The 22,519-nt window shown below is 39.9% G+C and carries 21 protein-coding genes; 15 read left to right on the top strand and 6 right to left on the bottom strand.

Annotated features, from left to right (window positions below; translation table 11 throughout):
• The first annotated feature begins 46 nt into the window (after positions 1 to 46).
• Together IV514_RS10940 and pssA are read left to right on the top strand one after the other, a co-directional pair.
• Entirely contained in the window at positions 47 to 2,077 is a 2,031-nt protein-coding gene (locus IV514_RS10940; RefSeq protein WP_206485249.1) for an NADPH-dependent 2,4-dienoyl-CoA reductase, read from the top strand.
• 308 nt (positions 2,078 to 2,385) lie between these two features.
• Entirely contained in the window at positions 2,386 to 3,699 is a 1,314-nt protein-coding gene (pssA, locus tag IV514_RS10935) for a CDP-diacylglycerol--serine O-phosphatidyltransferase (RefSeq protein WP_206485248.1), read from the top strand.
• Positions 3,700 to 3,788: 89 nt separating this feature from the next.
• Here the strand turns inward: pssA and IV514_RS10930 are convergent, their stop codons facing one another.
• Positions 3,789 to 4,487: a 2OG-Fe(II) oxygenase gene (locus IV514_RS10930; protein ID WP_206485247.1), complete on the bottom strand. Its 699-nt coding sequence runs from the start codon at positions 4,485 to 4,487 to the stop codon at positions 3,789 to 3,791.
• A gap of 82 nt (positions 4,488 to 4,569) precedes the next feature.
• Between IV514_RS10930 and IV514_RS10925 the strand changes: the two genes are divergently transcribed.
• A complete protein-coding gene (locus IV514_RS10925; RefSeq protein WP_206485246.1) occupies positions 4,570 to 4,974 on the top strand; it encodes a thioesterase family protein in 405 nt (134 codons plus the stop codon).
• 144 nt (positions 4,975 to 5,118) lie between these two features.
• The gene (gene ssb, locus IV514_RS10920; protein ID WP_206485245.1) at positions 5,119 to 5,745 is read left to right on the top strand and encodes a single-stranded DNA-binding protein; all 627 of its coding nucleotides are present in this window, start codon (positions 5,119 to 5,121) and stop codon (positions 5,743 to 5,745) included.
• Between the two features lie 65 nt (positions 5,746 to 5,810).
• Here the strand turns inward: ssb and IV514_RS10915 are convergent, their stop codons facing one another.
• The gene (locus tag IV514_RS10915; protein ID WP_206485244.1) at positions 5,811 to 6,719 is read right to left on the bottom strand and encodes a LysR family transcriptional regulator; all 909 of its coding nucleotides are present in this window, start codon (positions 6,717 to 6,719) and stop codon (positions 5,811 to 5,813) included.
• A gap of 122 nt (positions 6,720 to 6,841) precedes the next feature.
• Here IV514_RS10915 and IV514_RS10910 point away from each other — a divergent pair, with 122 nt between their 5' ends.
• Genes IV514_RS10910 through IV514_RS10900 form a run of 3 tightly spaced genes read left to right on the top strand, consistent with a single transcriptional unit; the run spans position 6,842 to position 8,711 of the window.
• Entirely contained in the window at positions 6,842 to 7,243 is a 402-nt protein-coding gene (locus IV514_RS10910; RefSeq protein ID WP_206485243.1) for a DoxX family protein, read from the top strand.
• Between the two features lie 13 nt (positions 7,244 to 7,256).
• On the top strand, positions 7,257 to 7,847 hold the full coding sequence (locus IV514_RS10905; RefSeq protein WP_206485242.1) for an NAD(P)H-dependent oxidoreductase: 591 nt from the start codon (positions 7,257 to 7,259) through the stop codon (positions 7,845 to 7,847).
• A 12-nt stretch (positions 7,848 to 7,859) separates the two neighbouring features.
• Positions 7,860 to 8,711 carry a pirin family protein gene (locus IV514_RS10900; protein WP_206485241.1) on the top strand — a complete coding sequence of 284 codons (852 nt, stop codon included), beginning with the start codon at positions 7,860 to 7,862 and terminating at the stop codon, positions 8,709 to 8,711.
• Here IV514_RS10900 and IV514_RS10895 read toward each other — a convergent pair.
• The 4 genes from IV514_RS10895 to IV514_RS10880 all read right to left on the bottom strand — a co-directional run bounded on the left by IV514_RS10895 (position 8,708) and on the right by IV514_RS10880 (position 12,481).
• Complete coding sequence (locus IV514_RS10895) at positions 8,708 to 9,520, bottom strand: transporter substrate-binding domain-containing protein (protein ID WP_206485240.1); 813 nt, start codon at positions 9,518 to 9,520, stop codon at positions 8,708 to 8,710. The genes IV514_RS10900 and IV514_RS10895 overlap by 4 nt on opposite strands.
• Positions 9,521 to 9,676: 156 nt before the next feature.
• The gene (locus IV514_RS10890) at positions 9,677 to 9,868 is read right to left on the bottom strand and encodes a hypothetical protein (RefSeq protein WP_206485239.1); all 192 of its coding nucleotides are present in this window, start codon (positions 9,866 to 9,868) and stop codon (positions 9,677 to 9,679) included.
• Between the two features lie 151 nt (positions 9,869 to 10,019).
• The gene (locus tag IV514_RS10885) at positions 10,020 to 11,138 is read right to left on the bottom strand and encodes an anhydro-N-acetylmuramic acid kinase (protein ID WP_206485238.1); all 1,119 of its coding nucleotides are present in this window, start codon (positions 11,136 to 11,138) and stop codon (positions 10,020 to 10,022) included.
• Complete coding sequence (locus IV514_RS10880) at positions 11,138 to 12,481, bottom strand: peptidoglycan DD-metalloendopeptidase family protein (RefSeq protein ID WP_241242287.1); 1,344 nt, start codon at positions 12,479 to 12,481, stop codon at positions 11,138 to 11,140. Before IV514_RS10880 ends, IV514_RS10885 begins: the two co-directional genes overlap by 1 nt.
• Before the next feature lie 161 nt (positions 12,482 to 12,642).
• Here IV514_RS10880 and tyrS point away from each other — a divergent pair, with 161 nt between their 5' ends.
• The 8 genes from tyrS (at position 12,643) to IV514_RS10840 (ending at position 22,505) form a co-directional block, all read left to right on the top strand.
• Positions 12,643 to 13,842 carry a tyrosine--tRNA ligase gene (gene tyrS, locus IV514_RS10875; protein WP_206485237.1) on the top strand — a complete coding sequence of 400 codons (1,200 nt, stop codon included), beginning with the start codon at positions 12,643 to 12,645 and terminating at the stop codon, positions 13,840 to 13,842.
• A gap of 232 nt (positions 13,843 to 14,074) precedes the next feature.
• The gene (locus IV514_RS10870) at positions 14,075 to 14,326 is read left to right on the top strand and encodes a hypothetical protein (RefSeq protein ID WP_241242286.1); all 252 of its coding nucleotides are present in this window, start codon (positions 14,075 to 14,077) and stop codon (positions 14,324 to 14,326) included.
• 194 nt (positions 14,327 to 14,520) lie between these two features.
• A complete protein-coding gene (locus IV514_RS10865; RefSeq protein ID WP_206485236.1) occupies positions 14,521 to 16,668 on the top strand; it encodes a NosR/NirI family protein in 2,148 nt (715 codons plus the stop codon).
• A gap of 50 nt (positions 16,669 to 16,718) precedes the next feature.
• Positions 16,719 to 18,608, top strand: coding sequence for a TAT-dependent nitrous-oxide reductase (nosZ, locus tag IV514_RS10860; protein ID WP_206485235.1), 1,890 nt, complete (start codon positions 16,719 to 16,721; stop codon positions 18,606 to 18,608).
• A 287-nt stretch (positions 18,609 to 18,895) separates the two neighbouring features.
• Positions 18,896 to 20,218, top strand: a complete 1,323-nt coding sequence (locus tag IV514_RS10855) for a nitrous oxide reductase family maturation protein NosD (RefSeq protein ID WP_241242337.1) — start codon at positions 18,896 to 18,898, stop codon at positions 20,216 to 20,218.
• Between the two features lie 9 nt (positions 20,219 to 20,227).
• Complete coding sequence (locus IV514_RS10850) at positions 20,228 to 21,187, top strand: ABC transporter ATP-binding protein (RefSeq protein WP_206485233.1); 960 nt, start codon at positions 20,228 to 20,230, stop codon at positions 21,185 to 21,187.
• Positions 21,184 to 22,002, top strand: coding sequence for an ABC transporter permease subunit (locus IV514_RS10845; RefSeq protein WP_206485232.1), 819 nt, complete (start codon positions 21,184 to 21,186; stop codon positions 22,000 to 22,002). The genes IV514_RS10850 and IV514_RS10845 overlap by 4 nt, the downstream gene beginning before the upstream one ends.
• Positions 22,002 to 22,505 carry a nitrous oxide reductase accessory protein NosL gene (locus tag IV514_RS10840; protein WP_206485231.1) on the top strand — a complete coding sequence of 168 codons (504 nt, stop codon included), beginning with the start codon at positions 22,002 to 22,004 and terminating at the stop codon, positions 22,503 to 22,505. Before IV514_RS10845 ends, IV514_RS10840 begins: the two co-directional genes overlap by 1 nt.
• Positions 22,506 to 22,519 lie beyond the last annotated feature (14 nt).

Here is a 22,519-nt window from a genome sequence, read left to right as displayed (position 1 = left end):
GTAAGACCTCGATATTAAATCGAGCAACTGGAAAAGATAAATGACTATGACAACAACTTCAGCATACCCACATTTACTCAAACCATTAGATCTCGGATTCACTACGCTTGCTAACCGTACTTTAATGGGCTCAATGCATACTGGACTTGAAGAAGAAAAAGGTGGTTTTGACAAATTAGCCGCTTTTTATCAAGAGCGGGCAAAAGGTGGTGTTGGCTTGATTGTCACTGGTGGTATTAGTCCAAATATTCGAGGTCGATTAGCGCCATTTGGTGGACAGCTCAGTCATTTCTGGCAAGTTGGCAAACACAAGAAAGTTACCGAAGCCGTGCATCAGTACCCAACTAAAATTTGTTTGCAGTTGTTACATGCTGGCCGTTATTCCTACCATCCGTTTAGTGTTTCATCGAGTAAAAAGAAATCGCCTATTAATCCTTTTACGCCAAGCGCTATGTCAGTGCGTCAAATTAAATCTACCATTAAAGATTTTGCACATTCATCTAAACTTGCTGCAAAAGCAGGTTACGATGGCGTGGAAATTATGGGCTCTGAAGGATACCTCATTAATCAGTTTAGTTGTGTAAGAGTTAACCAACGGACCGACGAGTGGGGCGGCTGTATTGAAAATAGAATGCGCCTTGCCTGTGAAATTGTTAAAGCGGTACGCGAAAAAGTAGGTAAAGAGTTTATTATCATCTTCCGTTTGTCGATGCTTGATTTGGTTGAAGGTGGTAACAGTTGGCAAGATGTGGTGACCATGGCAAAAGGCATAGAAGCGGCTGGCGCCACCATTATTAATACTGGAATTGGCTGGCATGAAGCGCGCATTCCTACCATTTCAACATCGGTACCACGGGCTGCATTTACTTGGATCACAGAGCGGATGAAAAAAGAAGTTTCTGTGCCTTTAGTGACTACTAACCGTATTAACACCCCAGAGGTTGCTGAGCAAGTGTTGGCGGATGGTCATGCCGATATGGTGTCTATGGCGCGTCCATTTTTAGCCGATGCAGAATTTGTTAAAAAGGCAATTGAAAATAAGAGCGAAGAAATTAATACCTGTATTGGTTGTAACCAAGCATGTTTAGATCATGTTTTTAAACAGCAACGAGCCTCTTGTTTGGTCAATCCACAAGCTTGTTATGAAACAGAGTTGGTGCTTACTAACTCTACTAAAGCTAAAAAACTAGCCGTTATTGGTGCTGGTCCTGCTGGTTTGGCTTTTAGTTGTTATGCCGCAAGAAAAGGGCATAAAGTGACGCTATTTGATCGAGCAAGTGAGATCGGCGGACAGTTTAATATTGCAAAACAAATACCCGGTAAAGAAGAGTTTTATGAAACGCTACGCTACTTTGATGTGCAGTTGAAAAAACTCAATGTTGATGTGCAGCTTAATAGTGAACAGAGCTCACAAGGCTTAATTGAGCAGGGTTTTGATGAGGTGATTCTGGCAACAGGTATTGCACCGCGTCAGTTAGATATTCCGGGTTTCGATCACCCGAAAGTGAAAAGCTATTTGCAAGTATTACGCGACAAAGAGCCTGTAGGTGATAAAGTTGCCATCATTGGAGCTGGTGGTATTGGTTTTGATGTTGCGTGTTATTTAGTGGAAGAAAAATCGTTAACCAATGAGCCAGAAAAATGGATGAAAGATTGGGGAGTGGATAAATCTTATCAACATAATGCGGCATTATTGCCACGCGCTGAGCATGAAAAAACGAACAAGGAAATATATTTATTACAACGTAAAACTTCAAAAGTTGGTGCTGGTTTAGGTAAAACAACCGGTTGGATCCACCGCGCCACCTTGAAGAAAAATGACGTGAACATGCTTAATGGTGTGAGTTATCAAAAAATTGATGATCAAGGCTTACATATCGAAGTAGACGGACAAGCCAAATTATTAGCGGTAGATTCAGTGATTATTTGTGCAGGCCAAGAGCCGGAACGTTCACTTTATAACACGTTACAAGATGCTAATGTAACCACGCACTTAATTGGCGGCGCAAATGTGGCGGCTGAATTAGATGCTAAGCGAGCAATCCGCCAAGCACTCGAGCTAGCGATCACTATTTAATCGTACTTTGTATCGAATATAAAGGAGCCATTATGGCTCCTTTTATCTTTTTAACTTCGCTTTATCTGTACCAAGATCAGCAGACTTAACTGCTCATTTTCAAATGTAGTCTCTAAGCTTAATTTCTATTGCGCGTGTTAATGTTGTATATTCCGTTATTCGCTGTCTATCTGGCTCACAACTAGCAACAACTTTACTGATGTACGGTGACAGAGAACATGGGGGAGTAGCAGGCAAGTGCGTAGCTCAATAATAAAAAAGCCCCTGTAATGACATAAACTAACGCGTAGAAAATAAAAAGGAAGGCTATGACGGATTTTAATATCAATATTGCCCGACAAGATATTGAAGTTTTACCCTCTGCTAAATCCTATAGCGAGCGCTTACTTAGCTTAATTTCACAAGCGAAACAGCGAATTTATATTACCGCGCTTTATTTAGAAAATGATGAGGCAGGACGAGAGGTACTTGATGCCTTATATCAAGCAAAGCAACAAGCTCCACAACTGGATATTTGTCTGTTTGTTGATGCACATCGAGCACAACGTGGGCTTATTGGTCAGGCGGTATCATTAGGCAACCGTCAAATGTATATTGATCTGGCGGCGAAACATCAACAGCAAATCAGTATTTATGGCGTGGCGGTAAAGCGTAAAGAGCTACTTGGCGTACTTCACTTAAAGGGCATGGTATTTGATGATCATGTGCTCTATACCGGCGCGAGTATCAATAATATTTATATGCACCACAAGGATAAGTATCGTCTTGACCGTTACTATCAGATACATTCTGCACCATTGGCTGACACCATGGTGCAATATTTAACGGATAGCTTTGTAAAAAGTGGCTTAGCTATGGTGTTAAATACGCCTGAGTCATTGAGTATTAAACAACAAAAACGTATAGGCCGTAGTACTACTATTCAGGTAAAAAAGGCTCGCTATATCGTAGATAAAGCATCTGCTAATCAAGGAATGCAAATACTGCCATTAATTGGTTGTGGTAAACGCAACAATCAACTTAACCAGACAATTTGCCAATTACTTAAGCAAAGTCAGCATCAGGTGATTATTTTTACTCCTTATTTCAATTTGCCGCGAGGGCTGATTAAGCAAGTGATTGCCGCATTGAAGCGCGGTGTAAAAATTACCTTGGTTGTTGGTGATAAAACGGCAAGCGATTTTTTTATCAAACCGGATGATACATTCAGTTTCATTGGCGTTATCCCGTATATTTATGAGCAAATTTTAAGGCGTTTTGTTAAACGTTGGCAAAGCTACATCAACCAAGGCCAGCTTAGCGTCAAGCTGTGGCATGATGGTGACAATAGTTACCATGCCAAAGGGGTGATTGTTGATGAGCGTTATCATTTAATTACCGGCAGTAATTTAAACCCGCGTGCCTGGTCATTAGATTTAGAGAATGGCTTATTAATTGATGATCCTGAGCAGTCATTATTAACGACATTTAATGATGAATACCAAGCGATATTGGCTAACACTAAGCCACTAATGCATTATAGCCAGCTAGAGTCACTGAAAGACTATCCCATACAACCTCGAAAACAGTTACGGCGACTAAGCTTAGCGAAAATAGATCGTTTGTTAAAACGTTTCTTGTAATGTTATACCGATTGAAATAACTCTCGGTGAATGATCAAATACTTAATTCACTTGGTATTAAGCCCTCCTGACGAGGGCTGATTAACTGATCAGGTTGGCGTATAAATTTGTTGAGCCGGGTTATATGAAACCCAGGAAGTTAATACGTATTTATCATTCGAGCGCGGAATATTACCTCTGTGGGTGTGGGTAAAACCACAAGGGGCAATGATCATTGAGCCTGCTTTTGGTTTAATGCTTTTATTCTGATAATAAAAGTCGGTTTCTCCTCCTTGTTCAACATCGTTCAAATAAATTAAAAACAGTAATACTCGGTGTAAGGCATCATTATGACCCATTTGAGGGAAAATTTCTGAATGCCAATATTGGTAATTGCCTTTACCTTGTTGATACTTCTGCGCGTTGATTGGTGCAATACGAAACAAGTATTTAATTAAGTTAAAGATATTTGGTTTTCCTACTTCCTCAAAATTATCTTGAGTGAGCAAGACAGGCTCTTGCGTTTTGGGATGCTTGAGTGTTAAAGAGATCGAACTGATCACACTAAAATAATATTTAGTCATATAATCGACAATATTAGCGGTACATGCTTGTGTGATGGTATTTAGCGCTTGTTGAAATTCTTTGTGTTCATTTAAGTAAATATCTTGGCTCAGTTTTTTATTGGTATCGACACCACCACCTGTGCGTCCTTCATTTTTATGTGGGCTTTGCTCAAAGGCGGTAATAAATTGTTGGCAAAATTCAGCCGAAAGTGCGTTGGGATATATTTCAATAAAGTCGGTCATAAATAATTATTTTTAGTGATTTACTGCTAAAGAATACACTACAATGCCTGGGTTTTATAGCGATGAATATATGAGAAAACCGATGTCAGATAGATACTTTTCAGAAACATTTAAGCCACGTTTTAGCGATACAGACGGCTTAGGTCATATTAATAATACTATGGTGCCTGTTTGGTTTGAAGGAGCAAGGGATGAAGTTTTTAAGTGGTTTACCCCTGATCTAGATTTACAGCAATGGAAATTGATATTGGCAAAAATCGATGTCACTTTTCATGGGCAAATGTATTATCAACAACCGATGGAAGTGCGCACCTATATCGGCCGTATTGGTAGTTCATCATTTGATGTTTATCAAGAGCTTTGGCAGCAAGACAAATGTTGTGCGTCGGGTACGGCGGTGATGGTACACTTTGATTATCAAACACAAAAAACAGTGAAAATTCCACCATCTATTGTCGAGAAAATGACAGATTATTTAAAGAAATAAAATTGGCTCTATCGTATTAGAAAGAGCAGTGTTAGAATGGATCTCTTAACTGTTAAAATTGGGTAAGTGTTAATCAAGGTGATTTAATTAATGCTTATCAGTCAATGGTTTATTAACTATTGTCAACCGAAGTAGGAAAAACTCATGGCCAGTCGTGGTGTAAATAAAGTCATTATTGTTGGAAATTTAGGGCAAGATCCAGAAGTGCGTTTTATGCCTAATGGTAGCGCGGTTGCAAACTTTACCGTGGCAACTTCTGAAACATGGAAAGATAAGCAAACGGGTGAACAGAAAGAGAAAACGGAATGGCACCGAATTGTTATTTATCAACGTTTAGCTGAAATAGCGGGCGAGTACTTAAAAAAAGGTTCGAAAGTTTATTTAGAAGGACGTTTACAAACGCGTAAATGGCAAAATCAGCAAGGTGTTGATCAATATACCACCGAAATTGTTGCCAATGAAATGCAAATGTTAGATTCTCGTGGACAAAGTGGCGGTTTCCAACAGTCAGCTCCACAACAACCGAGTGGCTTTCAGCAGCCTGTGGCACAGCAGCAAGGTGGCTTCCAACAAGCAGCACCTCAGCAACAAGCGGCTTATCAGCAGGCGCCAGCACCGCAGCAACAATATAATAAACCGCAACAATCGCAAGGTGGCTATCAACAAGGTGGTCAACAGCAAAGTGGTTATCAGCAGTCAGGTCAACAACAAGCGCCTAAAGTAAATCCACAAGAGCCAACGATTGACTTTGATGACGATATTCCGTTCTAACCAAAGACAAAAAGATAAATGTTGAAAAATTCACTAGAAAGCCGCTATTAAGCGGCTTTTTTAGTTTATTCTAAAGACCAATAAGGTGATTTACCAAAGTATTGACTTAGATAGTCGACTAAACTTCTGACGCGTTGTGATAAGTGCCTGGTTTGTGGGTAGATAGCGTAGCCATCAATGGTATTGTTACACCAATAATCACGTAGTAGCGGTATAAGCTGTTTTTGGCGAAGTGCTTTATAGCAAATAAAATCAGGGGAATAGAGTAAGCCTTTGCCATCAATGGCTGATTGACATAAAAAATCGCCATTGTTGGCGTTGATTACGCTAGGTAACTCGCAAGTCATTTGTTTTCCTGTGCTTGATAGAAACGACCAAGTATTTTTACCGCCAGTATAATGTACTCGCACATGCCCTGTTAGTAAGTCCTCAGGCTTTTCTGGTGTACCGTACTGTTTTAAGTAACTCGGGCTTGCACATAATATTGCTTGCGATTGAAAAAGCGGTTTCGCAATTAAGCTGGAATCTTGTAATTTGGCAATGCGGATCGCCATATCAAAACCTTCTTGGATCAAATCCACTTTTCGATCGTTAAAGTCAATATCAAATGATACGTCTGGGTGAATATCGTTAAAGGTTCTCAATGCTTGGCTCAAGTGGCGTATGCCAAAGGTTAAAGGGGCTGCAATTTTTATTCTGCCTGATAGTGCGCGGTGTTCACTGCGAATGTTGGCTTCAATTTCTAATAAATCATCCGTCAGTCGTAAACATTGTTGATAGTAACTTTGGCCTGATGCCGTTAAGGTTTGGCTACGGGTAGTACGAGTAATTAATGATACGCCTAACCGTTTTTCAAGCTCTGTCAGTCGCCTGCTAATCGCAGATTTCACGGTATTCATTTGCTCTGCCGCTTTGGTGATACTGCCAGCTTCAACAATGCGAATAAATGTCTGCATATCTTCGTAGGGATTCATAGAACCTTCTTTTGTTCTTGTAAAGAGAACAATGTGTTTATTTTTTTACTGTTTATTGTTTTTTTTATAACGATAAACTGGAGGTATGTAAACAACATTCATTTATTTATTTGGAGATAAACATGAAAACTATTGAAAACTACGGCAACTTAGTTGGTCGGATCTTAATTAGTGTAATGTTCCTAATGGCAGGTATCAGTAAAATATCAAGTTACCAAGGTACTGCTGGTTATATGGAAGCAATGGGCGTACCTGGACAACTATTGCCTTTGGTTATTTTACTAGAAATAGCAGGTGCAATCGCCATTATTATCGGTTTCAAGACACGTATTACGGCATTTCTATTAGCTGGCTTTAGCATTGTCTCAGCGTTGATTTTTCATTTCGACTTTACAGACCAAATGCAGTCTATTCTTTTTATGAAAAATATTGCCATTGCGGGCGGCTTTATCTTTCTAGTCGCCAACGGTGCAGGCTATGTGTCAGTTGACAATGGTATGCCACAAGATAAGTCATCGTTATAGAGGAGGAAACCTGATGAAAAATCCAACAGTATTACATATTAATTCTAGTAGTCGCCAACAAGAGTCAATTACACGCAAAGTTTCGGCATATGTCGTTGATAAGCTTGTGCAACAAGAAGCTTCGATTGATGTTGTGGAACGTGATTTGGCCAGCGGTTTACCATTTATTGATGAGCAATGGGTGAATGCCAATTTTACCGCCCCTGAAGAACGAGAAGTTCATCATAAAGAAACATTGGCATTCTCAGACAAGTTAGTGGGGGAGTTACAACAAGCTAAACATATTGTGATTGCTTCACCGATTTATAATTTCAGTATTCCTGCGGTACTTAAAGCCTGGGTTGATTTGATTGCTCGCGCCAAGTTGACATTTAAATATACTGACCAAGGCCCTGTAGGCTTACTAGCAGACAAAAAAGTATATCTGGTAATGGCTTCAGGCGGTGTACCTATTGGCAGTGAGCTTGATTTTGCGACCAACTACCTGAAACAAGTGATGGGTTTTATTGGGATCACGGATGTTACCGTGGTAGATGCAGCTACAATTAATTTAGCTGATGCATCAGATACCGAACTAGATGATGTATTAGCACTTTCATTATAGTGGGAGAACAACATGGCTCAAATAAGAGAAGTCAAACAAGTCATTAATGGTTTAGCTGTTTCAGATGGTGATGGTGTGCAATTAAAGCGTTTGATCGGTACACCCTATTTAGAAATGTTAGATCCATTTTTAATGCTGGATGCTTTTAGCTCAGATCAGCCACAAGATTATATCGGTGGCTTCCCTGAGCACCCACATCGCGGTTTTGAAACAGTCACTTATATGCTTGCTGGTAAAATGCGTCATCGAGATAACCTTGGCAATGAAGGGGTGATTGAAAGCGGTGATATACAGTGGATGAGCGCTGGAAAAGGAGTGATTCACTCAGAAATGCCTGAGCAAGAAAATGGCTTGCTGGCAGGTTTTCAATTATGGGTTAACTTACCCGCCAGTGAAAAAATGACGCCACCTAAATATCAAGAACTTAAAAATGAACAGATACCGGTTGAGCAACACCAAGATGGCGTGAAAATTAAAGTGATTGCGGGGCAGACTCAGCAAGGAACAACAGGTGTTATTGCTAATAAATTTGTCTTGCCAACATACTGGGATGTGCAGTTACCACAACACAGTTGCTTAGATGAACAATTGAGTGATAACCATAATGCATTTATTTATTTGATTGAAGGTAAGATCGCCATTGGTGAGCAAATCGAATCGCAAGCTGTATCGGGCGAACCGGGGCAGCTGATAGTGTTAACTAATGGTGAGCATGTCAAAGTAAAGGCGCTACAACCAAGCCGTTTCTTGTTGATCGCAGGTCAGCCATTAAATGAAGCTGTAGCACGCGGTGGACCTTTTGTGATGAACACTCGAGAACAAATTAATCAAGCATTTGCTGATTATCAATCGGGGCGATTTTAATTGTTCGATATCTCAGGTGATTTTGCATTAACCATCTTATCTTGCCATTGCGATAATGTTTGTTGATAAAAGCCATCATTATGAACACTTTGTAATGATTTTTTTAGGGTGTTTACCACTGATGACTCAGTCTGTTTATTACAGGCTAGATAGAAATTCAATGGCAAGTCTTTCATTTCATAGACACGCTCAAGAGCATCTATATCGACGCCTGCCAGCTTTGCTCGATAGCCTATGGTAATATCATCCGCGACAATAAAGTCAATTTCAGGGCGGGTTGACAGTAAATTAATCAATGATTTGGTGTGCTCAAGCACGTACAGGTGTTTGTTTTCCATAAAACCATGTTTGAGTAAACCTAGATGGGTCACATCATTTTTATTGACCGCTGTAATGTAGTTTTTTGCTTGGTTAATATCGGTAATTTTAGGGGCGTTTGGTTTTTTTAACCCCCAAAGAACCGCGTTATTGGTTTCTGTTATCTGTCCTATCCACTTAAAGTGCTCTTCTCTAATTGGGATGCGTGCGATAGAGAAAATACAATGATTAGGCTTTTGTAGGGTTAAATTATACGAGCGTAACCAAGAGTAAGCATGAAGTTGATACTCATAGCCCGTTCTGTTAATGACTTCGCGCACGATATCAACGGCAAAGCCTGATATTTGGTGGTTCTCATTTACTACTTGGTATGGTGGTAAATGCTCAGTTACCAGAAATAGCTCCGTGTGGGTGTTTGCTAATGCTTGGTGTGATAAAAGTGTGGCAAGCAAGCAGCCTGATCTTAGCCAGTGGTAAACTGTTTTAAACATTGTGATATGACTACATAGCATAAGAAGTAGTACCGTGAGCCGCTATTGTTCTGAAACTATATAAAGTAATTATAACCTATCGTAGGTGATATGTAATAAAAAGCCCCTCACGGATAAAGGAGAGGGGCTGGTGGGGTATTACTATGATCTTAGGCGTTAATAGTATGTGTCTTCTCTATTATGAACTTGAGGATCTTCAATAATTTCTTCAAAGTTAACTTCAAAACAATTATTGTTGGTTGAATTTGACATATAGATTGTGCGAGTTGACCCATCAACCCATGTCACAGTGCCACTGCCTTTTTTGCTGCCGCACTTCATACCAATATGAATATCATTAAATTCCATAATTCCTCCTCACAATGCCAAATGTTGAAACATACAGCACAGGTGTTAGATGTTTTATTATTCGAATAGTTCAATATCTAGTCTGTTGATGTCTATTATTTGAACGCGAACATGATATTATAAAGAGCCGTCTCGGTAGATCTATAGCCTGTTAGGGATTAAATGCGACCCCTAAGATTGTTTCACACTGAGCCCCCGTCACAGTTGGGATGTTGCCATAGATTTTTTTGTCATATGCGAATGCTAGCCAAGCAAACGCCATTGCTTCAAAGGCGTTATTATTCAGATTTAACGTATTAATTGTTTGTACAGAGTGTTCACTAAGGTATTGTTTTATTTGCTTATAACAATGTTTATTGTGTATTCCACCACCGCATAAATATACGAAACTTTTCGGGGATAATTGTTTGATCGCCATCGACAAAGATTGTGCGGTTAGGGCACTTAATGTTGCTTGGACATCTACGGCACTAATATCGTAATGGCTCAGATATTGCTCGAGCCATTGATAAGTAAAATACTCTCTGCCGGTACTTTTAGGTGGAGCGAGGGCGAAGTAAGGATCGCTCAATAAATCATCCAATAAGGCGTTGCTAACCTGTCCTTGTGCGGCCCAATCGCCATTATTGTCTACTCGATTACCGGTATGTTTTAAGCACCATAAATCGAGTAAAGCATTGGCAGGACCTGTATCAAAGCCAATTACTGCTTGGTCTCTATCTTGCGGTAAAAAGGTAATATTAGCGATACCACCCAAGTTGGCGATAAAGACATCTTGCTGTTGCTTTGCAAATAAATAACGATGAAATGCTGGTACCAAGGGGGCACCTTGACCACCTAAGGCAATGTCTTTTGTTCTAAAATCTCCGATAGTACGGATCCCTGTTAAACAGGCAAGTGTTTGATGACAGGCAATCTGTAAGGTGAAAGGGTATTGCTTGTCTGCCTGTGGTGGCCGATGGCGAATTGTTTGTCCGTGATTACCAATGGCAATGATATCGCTTGAAGTTAAATGATTGTTTGTCAGTAATTGATTTACTGCTTGAGAAAAAAACAGCGCTAATTCGACTGATAAAGCACCCATACGCTCAATTTCATTATCACCTGTTGAATACAGTGAAGTAATATCATGGGCTAATTCATCGTGATAAGCCTGATAGTGATGATCAATGAGCGAAACTTCATGGTTAGAAAAGTCAACCAGTGCCAAATCTACCCCATCAGCACTGGTGCCGGACATGATGCCAATATAATATTTTGCCGGGTTCATTAGGGGGCTTGAATGTTGTCTTGTTGCAACGAATTTAATGCTAAGCGCGAGCCTGCTAAATCACCTAATCGTTGCTCAGCAATTTTTGCAAATGCTTGTCGGTATTTTTTAGCAATTGGTTTAGCATCAGGGAGTTTCACCGTTCTTGGGTTTCTATGTACCCCATTAAGCAAAAACTCGTAATGTAAATGTGGCGCTTGAGATAAGCCTGTTGAGCCGACATAACCAATCACTTGGCCCTGTTTTACTCGCTGCCCTTTTTTAACGGCACGCTTTGAAAAGTGTAAATACTTAGTCACGATACCATTACCGTGCTGAATAAAGACATAGTTGCCGTTGTATTTATTATAGGTTGAATGTGTGACTCTACCATTACCTGATGCCACCACTGGCGTGCCTTTGCTAGCGCGATAGTCGGTACCTCGGTGAGCTTTCCAACGTTTTTGTATTGGGTGAAAACGTTTCGGCTTAAAATTAGAGCTGATATACCTAAAGTTCACTGGTGCACGTAAAAAAGCCTTTCTCATACTTTTACCGTCGGGCGTATAATATTCACCGTCAGAAAAGCGAATAGCTTGGAATGGCTCGTCTTGGTTAATAAATTCAGCTGCCAGTATTTTACCTGTACCGATAAATTCACCATCGACATATTTATTTTCATAAACCACATGAAAACTGTCACCTTTGCGTATGTCGAGGGCAAAGTCGATATCCCAGCCAAAAATGTTAGCGAGGTTGATGATTTGACCATCGTCTAAACCGGCACTAATACCCGCATGCCAGAAGTTTGACTTGATCACCCCATGAGCAATTGTTTCACGCACTTCTACGTTTTTTGTTTCTTTTTTAGATTGGTATTTGTCACCATCTAAGCTGACATATAAGGTCTCAATTTTGGAAAGCGGATATTCAAGCGTGGCTAATTGTCCTTGTGAGTTTTTGGCAATACGTAGGGTGTCACCCACATTTAACTTTTTAAGTAATTGGCTATGCTCACCTTCTGCTTTACTGACTTTATAGGTTGTTTGAGCGCTGTAGCCCAAACGTTTAAAAATTTTTGCTAAAGAGTCACCTTTTTTAACTTTTGCTGTTTGCCAAGTTAGTTGAGGTTTAGCGGGCTCATCAGCTTCGCCGCTTGATTGTGATGTTGATACAGGTGTTGTTTCAGGTACAGATAATTGATAACGCTTGCCTACTTCAAGCGAAGATTGTTCGGTTTGGCGGCTAGCCGTTGCTTTTTCTGAGGGTAATAAAAGCAGTAACAGTAATGTTAAGCCAAGAACTGAGATAAATATTCTATGCTGTTTCGGTAATTCGTGATAGAAATTTTTAATGCTTTTCAAAGAATTAGTACCTGTGAGCCTGTTTTTAATACGACAATTATCGTCCACTATAACAAAATAATATGCAAGTAAACAATCTTTGGCTTTCCCCTAGGTCGAAAATTGCAGTAGAATTCGCCACTTAAATTGTAAATATTAATGATGAAGTTGGAGCCAAACCGATGTCAGATGTCAGCCAAGCGTTTGCCGAATTAAAACGCGGTAGTGATGAAATCTTGCTGGAAGATGAATTATTAGAAAAGTTAAAGCAAGGTAAACCTCTCAAAATAAAAGCAGGCTTTGATCCAACAGCACCAGATTTACATCTTGGTCATACGGTATTGATTAATAAATTACGCCAGTTTCAACAACTTGGCCATGAAGTGATTTTCCTTATTGGCGACTTTACCGGCATGATTGGTGATCCAACGGGTAAGAATGTTACGCGCAAACCGTTAACGCAAGAAGATGTGCTGGCGAATGCGCAAACTTATAAAGAGCAAGTGTTCAAAATATTAGATCCAGAGAAAACCCGGGTTGAATTTAATTCTACCTGGATGGATAAGTTAGGCGCGGCCGGTATGTTAAAGCTAGCCTCTCGTCAAACTGTGGCTCGAATGATGGAACGAGACGACTTTAAGAAGCGTTATGCAAGTGGTCAATCTATTGCCATTCATGAGTTTATGTATCCGCTGGTACAAGGCTGGGACTCTGTTGCTTTAGAATCAGATGTTGAGTTAGGTGGAACGGATCAAAAGTTCAACTTGCTCATGGGACGTGAATTACAAAAGTCTGAAGGTCAGCGTCCTCAAACGGTTTTGATGATGCCATTACTTGAAGGTTTAGACGGTGTACAAAAAATGTCGAAATCTTTAAATAACTACATTGGGATCACAGACTCACCTAATGAGATGTTCGGTAAAATAATGTCAATTTCTGATGATTTGATGTGGCGTTATTTTGAATTATTGAGCTTTAAACCGCTTAGTGAAATTCAAGCGTATAAAGATCGGGTCACTCAAGGGGCAAATCCGCGTGATATTAAAATTGATTTAGCAAAAGAATTAATTGCTCGTTTTCATGATGAAAATGCAGCAGAGGCTGCCCATCAGGAGTTTGTTAATCGCTTTCAAAAAGGTGCCGTACCTGATGATATGCCGGAATTAACTATTGAAACTGATACGGGTGAAATTGCCATTGCTAATTTGTTGAAAGAAGCCGGGCTAGTGGCAAGTACATCTGAAGCGATGCGCATGATCAAACAAGGCGCAGCAAAGATAGACGGTGAAAAAGTAACGGATAATAAGTTGATTATCAGCAAAGATAGTGAAGCGGTTTATCAAGTAGGTAAACGAAAGTTTGCTAAAGTGCTTGTTAAGTAATAAGAAATTTTAGCAATGTAAGCCAATCCATAGTGATTGGCTTTTTTTTGTCATAAAGAGACCTCAGTTTGTATTATCGTTAGTTTTTGTCAGTATTTTTTACACTTTAATTATTTGATTATTAAAACAATGCATTAACAATTTGATTCTTAATTTAATAAAATAAGTGGAATGTTATATGCTTGGCTTTTATGTTGATTATTTACGGTGAATTAATTATTGGAGCAAGTTGATGGAGTCTAAACAAAGTAGAGATCCACTGATTGAAAGGCGGAGTATACAAGCCGACTATCAAGCCTTGTGGTCTGAATTAACGTTAGCGCAAAAGTTTTCTGCGAGCAGCTTGTCTAAGTATGGTTATGAATTAGCATTTATTCGCCATTATGCTGCGGGAAATTTAGCTATTATGATGCAAGATGACAGCATTACCGCGATTAGTGCCGATGGTGTTATTGACTCTTCTCCTGATATCACCATTCGCTAAATTGCCTTATAAATCCATATAAACTATAAGGTTAAATTGATTAGTTTGATCTAAATCGTCTCACTATAACTCCCCAAATCCTATCTGCAATTCTTTTGATCTGGATCATTTCGCCTTCGCTATTCAAGCGTAGTATGTGCGACATATTGTCGCAGTTTTATCTGTTTTGTATGCGAAGGACAGTCATCAAGAATATGAATAGAAAATTGTTAAAAAGCCAACATCTGATCGTACGCAGCTTAGTTGTGTTAGGTCTTTTGCTGTCTGTGTTATTACCAGCACATGCACTATTCGTTAGTCCACCTAAAGATCCTATCCCACTGATCCATGAAATATTTCCAGAGCTGACAAAAATAAGTGAAAAACAAGGAGATCCATTAACTTGGACCATTTATAAAGGTGATGAAATCATTGGTTATGCCTTTGAAACAAATGACATTGCCAAAATCCCCGCCTACTCGGGTGAGCCCGTTAATATGTTGGTGGCGATTGATCCAAAGGGTGTTTATCTGGGAGCGAAAGTATTAGAGCACCATGAGCCAATTATACTGGCAGGTATACCAGAAACGAAATTGTATGATTTTGCTGATCAGTACCCAGGGTTATCAGTTAAAGATCGTTTGAAGGTGGGGGGTAACACTCAAGGTGGTACAATCCATATCGACGGTTTATCAGGTGCAACAGTTACCGTAATGGTGATGAATGTCGCTATTGTGAAGTCTGCGACCAAAGTGGCTCGCTCACTCGGTATTATTAGTGCCAAACAAGAAATCATTCAGCCAATGGCAACAATCTACCCAGATGTTTTTCAAAAAGCTGACTGGCAAACGTTAGTGGGTGATGGCTCTATTCGTAAACTGTATTTAGATCGAAAAGCCGTCGATGACGCCTTTATCGGTACTGAAGCTGAGCATATTGATCAAGCGGCACCTGAACAGAAAAAAGACATGTTTGCTGACATCTATTATACCCAACTTAATTTACCTAATGTAGGCAAAAATTTATTAGGTGAAGCTGAATACCAATGGTTGCTCAATACATTAAAACCTGGAGAGCATGCGATAGGTTTAATGGGCAATGGTTATTCCTATAAAGGTTCGGGCTATGTTCGAGGTGGAATATTTGATCGAGTTCAAATTCTCCAAAAAGATGAAGCAATTTCATTTAGAGACTTAGATCATCACAGAATCACAGATATATACATTGATGGTGCGCCTGAATTTAAAGAAATGTCAATTTTTATTATTCGGGAGCATCATGAGTTTAACCCTGGTGTCGATTGGCAACTGGAATTATTAGTGCGCCGTCAAATTGGTGCGGTTGATAGTATTTTTACTAGTTTTAAAGGGGATTATCATACGTTAGAACAATACGTTGATCGTCCGCCAGTGATTATGCCAGAGCCTGAATTAACCTTGGTTCAACAAGTATGGCAAGAGAAAAATATTGAAGTGATGGTACTTATTGCCTTAATGGTAATTTTATTAGCAACCCTGTTCTTCCAAGATATTTTAGTTAAGCATCCAACCTTTTTACATAATTTCCGTCATGGCTTTTTGATTGTTACCGTCGTATTCATCGGCTGGGTCTGGGGCGGTCAGCTATCTGTGGTAAATGTTTTCACCTTTTTGCAGGCGTTTATGTCTGAATTCTCATGGGATTTGTTTTTATTAGATCCGGTGATCTTTATGCTTTGGTGTGCTGCAGCGGTGACGATTATTCTATGGGGTCGTGCTGTTTACTGCGGTTGGCTTTGTCCATTTGGCGCATTGCAAGAGCTACTTAATGTCTTTGCTCGTTATATCAAGTTACCGCAGATAGAGCCGCCATTTGCTGTGCATGAGCGTTTATGGGCACTTAAATATTTAATTTTACTTGGTTTATTTGGGCTGTCGTTAGACTCATTAGCGACCGCAGAACAGTTTGCTGAAATAGAGCCGTTTAAAACTACCTTTTTATTGAAGTTTGATCGTGAATGGCCATTTGTTCTTTGGGCCTTGTTATTACTCTTTATTAATTTGTTTAACCGTAAGTTCTTTTGTCGCTATTTGTGTCCGCTCGGAGCAGCACTTTCTACTGGCAACAATGTGCGTTTATTTAATTGGCTTAAGCGTCGTCCAGAATGTGGTCAGCCTTGTAAAACCTGTGCAAAAGAATGTGAAATTCAAGCCATTCACCCCGATGGCACGATCAATATGCGAGAGTGTCATTACTGTTTAGATTGTCAAATCACCTATTTCAATGACGAAAAATGTCCGCCATTGAAAAAGTTAGCGCGTAAGAAAAATCGATTTGCTGAGCAAAATAAAGAAAATGAGATCCCTGCAGTCAATGTTGGCTAGTAGATAAAGTTTATTAATAGAGAAAAGAATGTACAAAAGTGGAGAAGAGTATGAGTAACGACAAAAACGGCTCTAATAACGTAGAGCTAGAAAATGAAGATAGACGTAAATTTTTTGGTAAAACCGCGTTATTAGGTGCAGGTGCAGTTGCTGCTCCTATGACTGCCGCAATGTTCTCTTCAATGGCACAAGCACGTGCTAAAGAAGCGGGTAATAGTCCATTTGTTCATCCAGGCGACTTGGATGAATATTATGGTTTTTGGAGTGGCGGTCACTCGGGTGAAGTTCGTATTATGGGTATCCCATCGATGCGTGAATTAATGCGTATTCCTGTATTTAATACTGATAGTGCGACAGGTTGGGGCTTAACAGAAGAAAGTAAACGTATCAAAGGTGACAGCGCTCACTTGTTAGCAGGTGACTCACATCATCCGCATATGAGTATGACTGATGGTAGCTATAATGGTAAATACGTTTTTATCAACGATAAAGCCAATACTCGTGTTGCACGTATTCGTTGTGACGTGATGAAGTGTGACAAAATGCTAACCGTGCCTAACGTACAAGCGATCCATGGTTTACGTGTACAAAAAGTACCATACACTAAGTATGTGATTTGTAACGGTGAATTTGAAATTCCGATGAACAACGATGGTAAGGCGAGTTTAGAAGATGTCAGCACTTATCGTTCATTGTTTAATGTCATTGACGCTGAAACGATGGAAGTTGCTTTCCAAGTCATGGTTGATGGTAACTTAGATAATACTGATGCTGATTATGACGGTAAGTATTTTGCTTCTACTTGTTATAACTCTGAAATGGGTATGAATTTAGGGGAGATGATTGCCTCTGAACGTGACCACGTGGTTGTTTTCAGTTTAGCAGCGTGTGAAGCCGCAGTAAAAGCTGGCAAATTCAAAACATACAATGGTAATGATATTCCTGTACTTGATGGTCGTAAGGGCTCTGACTTAACGCGTTATATTCCTGTACCTAAGTCACCGCATGGTATGAACACTTCACCTAATGGTAAGTACTTTGTTGCTAACGGTAAGTTATCACCAACAGTATCTGTTATTGCGATTGATAAACTAGATGCATTATTTGCGAACAAAATTAAGCCGCGTGATGCGATTGTTGCAGAACCTGAATTAGGTTTAGGTCCACTTCATACTGCATTTGATAACAAGGGTAATGCTTATACGACGTTATTCCTTGATAGCCAAATTGCTAAGTGGAATGTCGAAGATGCAATTGCTGCGCATAACGGCAAGAAAGTGAATTATATTCGCCAAAAACTTGATGTTCATTATCAACCAGGTCATAACCATACATCACAAGGTGAAACCCGTGATGCAGATGGTAAATGGTTAATTTCTTTATGTAAATTCTCTAAAGATAGATTCTTGCCAGTTGGTCCATTACGCCCTGAAAATGATCAGTTGATTGATATTTCTGGTGATGAAATGAAACTTGTTCATGATGGTCCAACTTATGCGGAACCACATGACTGTATGATCGTACATCGCAGCAAAATGAAGCCTAACAAGCTGTGGACACGTGATGATCCTATTTTTGCGGAAACATTAGCACAGGCAAAACGTGATGGTGTTAATCCAATGACGGATAACAAGGTCATTCGTGACGGTAACAAAGTGCGTGTTTATATGACATCGGTAGCTCCTAATTACGGAATGAATGAGTTCAAGGTGAAATTAGGTAACGAAGTAACAGTTATTGTCACCAACTTAGACCAAGTTGAAGACGTAACTCATGGTTTCTGTATGACTAATCATGGTGTTCAAATGGAGATTGGTCCACAAGCGACTGCATCTATCACCTTTACTGCAGATAAACCAGGGGTACAATGGTACTACTGTAACTGGTTCTGTCATGCGCTACACATGGAAATGCGTGGTCGTATGCTGGTTGAAGCATAAGTTTCAATACTGACACTGAATAAATAGGGGCTGTAATAGCCCCTTTTTTATGTTTGAATCGTATTGAACTCTTTAATACTAGGGCGAGTTTAACTCTCGCTGAATGATCAAATACTAAATTCACTTGGTATTAGTCCTAATAGGCGAAAATTATTTTTTTAGTCATGATTATTTAACCAAGATCAAATGCTACCCTAGCATGCTCTGATATGATTTATGTCACATTTTTAAGAAGGAATGTTTTTGTGACTGTTGCGACAAAAATTCAACATTACTGTTTAATAAGTTTGTTCGTACTTTTGGTTAATTCACTTTGTGCCAATGCCGCGCAAGTGAATGTTTTGCCAACAGAAAATTTACAGCAAGTGCTTGATAACGCGAGTAATGGCGATGAAATCGTGCTTAACAAAGGGACTTATCGTGGCAACTTTGTGATTAAACATAGCATTCAGTTAACGGGGAAAGCTGGCGCAGTGATCGATGCGCAGGGGCAGGGACATGCGCTGCTATTACAAAACTCTGATATTACGATTAAAAATTTACGTATTATTAATTGGGGAGATGACCTGACCGAGCAGAACGCGGGAATTTATTCAGATAATCAGGCCAGCAATATTGTGATTTCTCACAATCAACTTAAAGGTGATGGCTTTGGCATCTGGTTACAAAAAGCAACACGGGCAAAAGTGATTGGTAATACCATTCAAGGTAACACCGCGTTGCGTTCTGCAGACAGAGGCAATGGTATTCAATTGGCTAGTGTGAAAGAAAGTATCATCGCTGAAAATGAAACCAGTAAAGTAAGGGATGGTATTTATGTGCAGGCCAGTCAAAACAATACCATTGAAAAAAACACCATGCACGACCTTCGTTATGGCATTCACTACATGTATTCTTATGACAACTCAATCCTCAATAACTTGGCGTATAACACCCGCGCTGGTTATGCCATGATGAGTTCTCGCCGATTAAAAATAGCACATAACAAGTCATTTCAAAGTGAAGACTATGGCTTTTTACTTAACTATATTACGCAATCCACTATCTCGCACAACTATGTGAAAGATGTCTGGACCAAACCAGAGCACAAGGTATTAGGACGAGATGGTAAAGGGTTGTTTGTCTATAACTCAGGTTACAACACCATTAGCCATAACTTAGTGGATACGGCAGAGATAGGTATTCATCTGACTGCGGGTTCTGAAAAAGTGAAAATTTTTGGCAATAGTTTTATTAATAACCCACTACAAGTGAAGTATGTTTCCAATAAGAAGCAAGAGTGGAGTTATCAGCAGCAAGGCAATTTTTGGAGTAATTACCTTGGTTGGGATATGAATAGTGATGATATCGGTGATGTTATCTTTGAACCCAATGATGGTATTGACAAATTAGTGTGGCAATACCCAGAAATGAAAATGTTGATGGATAGCCCCGCAGTGATTATTTTGCGTTGGGTGCAACGTCAATTTCCCGTGTTAAAGCCGCCTGGCGTGAAAGACAGCTTTCCTTTGATGCGTTCACCTCACCAAAAAATGAATATCAATGAGGTGATAAATAACACATCAAAGGATGAGACTTTAGTTGGCGCCATACAAAAGATTGAGCATTGAGGTAAAAATATGTCAGATCCTGTGAAAACCGCTCCGCTTGTTCAATTAACGGATGTTGGAAAGCATTACCCTAAATTAACGGCATTGAATACCTTATCAATGCATTTAAATGAAGGCGAAGTACTTGGCTTGTTTGGTCATAATGGCGCAGGCAAAACCACTATGATGAAGCTGATTTTGGGGGTGATATCACCGAGTCATGGCCAAGTCCAAGTGATGGGCTGTCGTCCTGATTCTAAAGCCGCTTGGCACATGCGAGCACAAGTGGGTTATTTACCTGAAAATGTCAGTTTTTATGAACAACTCACCGGTCTAGAAGTACTGACTTACTTCGCTCGTCTAAAGGGCTTTGATAAAAAGCATGCCATAGGCTTACTTGAGCAAGTAGGAGTTGCACATGCGATGAAACGCCAAGTGAAGACATATTCAAAAGGTATGCGTCAGCGCTTAGGTTTAGCACAAGCTTTTATTGGTCAACCTAAACTGTTATTACTCGATGAACCTACCGTTGGCTTAGATCCGATTGCCACGGCGGAGTTTTATCAAACCGTTGATCAATTGAAAAGTCAGGGAACCAGTGTCATTTTATGTTCTCATGTGTTACCTGGAGTTGAGCAACATATTGATCGTGCAATGATTTTATCGTCTGGTAATATGTTGGCATCAGGTTCGTTAGCGCAACTTAGAAAGCAAGCGAATTTACCTACCCGTATTACGCCATATGGTTTAAATGGTGCATTGCGCCAAGATAGTCATTTATTGCAATATCTTAATCATCACCCAGACAGTGATACGTTATTTGTCCCTGAAGCCAATAAACTGACAACACTACGCCAGTTGCTTGCTTACGAAGCTTTACTGAATGTCGATGTTGAACCGGCAAACCTTGAACAAGTTTATCAATACTATTTAACACAACATCAGGCTGAGCAAGGCCAACAGTTACAGCTCGAAGAGGGTCAGTCATGAAAGCAATATTAGCGGTAGCAAGCAAAGAATTTCACGATGGACTCCGTAATAGTTGGTTGCTTTCAATCACCTTGATTTTTGCTGTGTTATCCATTGGTTTAACTTACTTTGGCGCGGCAGCATCAGGCGTGGTAGGGGTGGCCTCACTCTCTACCACTGTTGCGAGTTTAGCGAGTTTGGCGGTATTTTTAATCCCTCTTATTGCTTTATTACTTAGTTATGACAGCTTTGTTGGCGAGCAAGAAAGTGGCACCTTGTTACTATTGTTAACCTATCCCTTAAGTAAAACACAACTGTTACTGGGCAAGTTTGTCGGTCAAGGGGGCATTATTGCACTGGCAACGCTAGTTGGTTTTGGCAGCTCAGCGGTTGTCTTGTATTGGCAAATGGATGATAGCGCGGTATTTAGTATTTTTTCTACCTTTATCTTAAGCGCTGTGATGTTAGGATTAAGCTTTACCGCGATTGCCTATCTCATTAGTTTATCGGTGACCGAAAAATCTAAAGCGGCAGGTTTAGCGCTGATCACTTGGTTTTTATTTGCCTTAGTGTTTGATTTAGCACTACTGGCATTGTTGGTGGGCGTTGAACAAGGAGTGAGCCAACAAGGGTTAACCCAATTGATGATGCTAAATCCTTCCGATATTTTTCGCTTAGTTAATTTGGCTGGCCTTGATAGCAGTGATGTTAATGGTGCATTAGCGATTGCCATTCAATCAAGCTTGTCACAAGGGCAATTATTTTCACTACTATTGACCTGGGTTATTCTACCATTGGTTGGTGCTACTTTTATTTTTAAGAAGAAAAAACTCTAATGAAACAATTATCTATACTACTCGCCATTACGTTACTGTTTATTTCAGCCTGTTCAAAGCAAGAAGAGAATCATCAAACTGTGCTGCCTGCCGTGGCAATTGAAACATCTGATGAGTGTCATTTATGCGGTATGTTGGTGGCGAATTTTTCAGGTCCAAAAGCCGAGCTTTACAAAAACGGTGTCAATCAACAAGAAAGTAGCAAAGTCCACAAGTTCTGTTCGACACGAGATATGTTCAGCTTCTACCTTGATCCGGAAAATAAACGCAATGTCACAACAATCTACGTTCACGATATGAGTAAGTCTCCTTGGGATGAGCCTAATGATAGTTATTTTATTGATGCGAGAACGGCTTGGTTTGTCGCAGGTTCAAATAAAACGGGCGCGATGGGGGCTACCTTAGCGAGCTTTGCCAAAAAAGTGGATGCTCAGCAATTTGCGCAAGAATTTGGTGGTCAGGTACTAAGTTTTGAGCAAGTTGATTTATCGGTATTGATGTAACCTTGAGTTTCGCT

The sequence above is a fragment of the Thalassotalea sp. G2M2-11 genome, assembly GCF_017168195.1.
Lineage (GTDB): Bacteria > Pseudomonadota > Gammaproteobacteria > Enterobacterales > Alteromonadaceae > Thalassotalea_E.
This window is presented reverse-complemented; position numbering and strand designations above follow the sequence as displayed.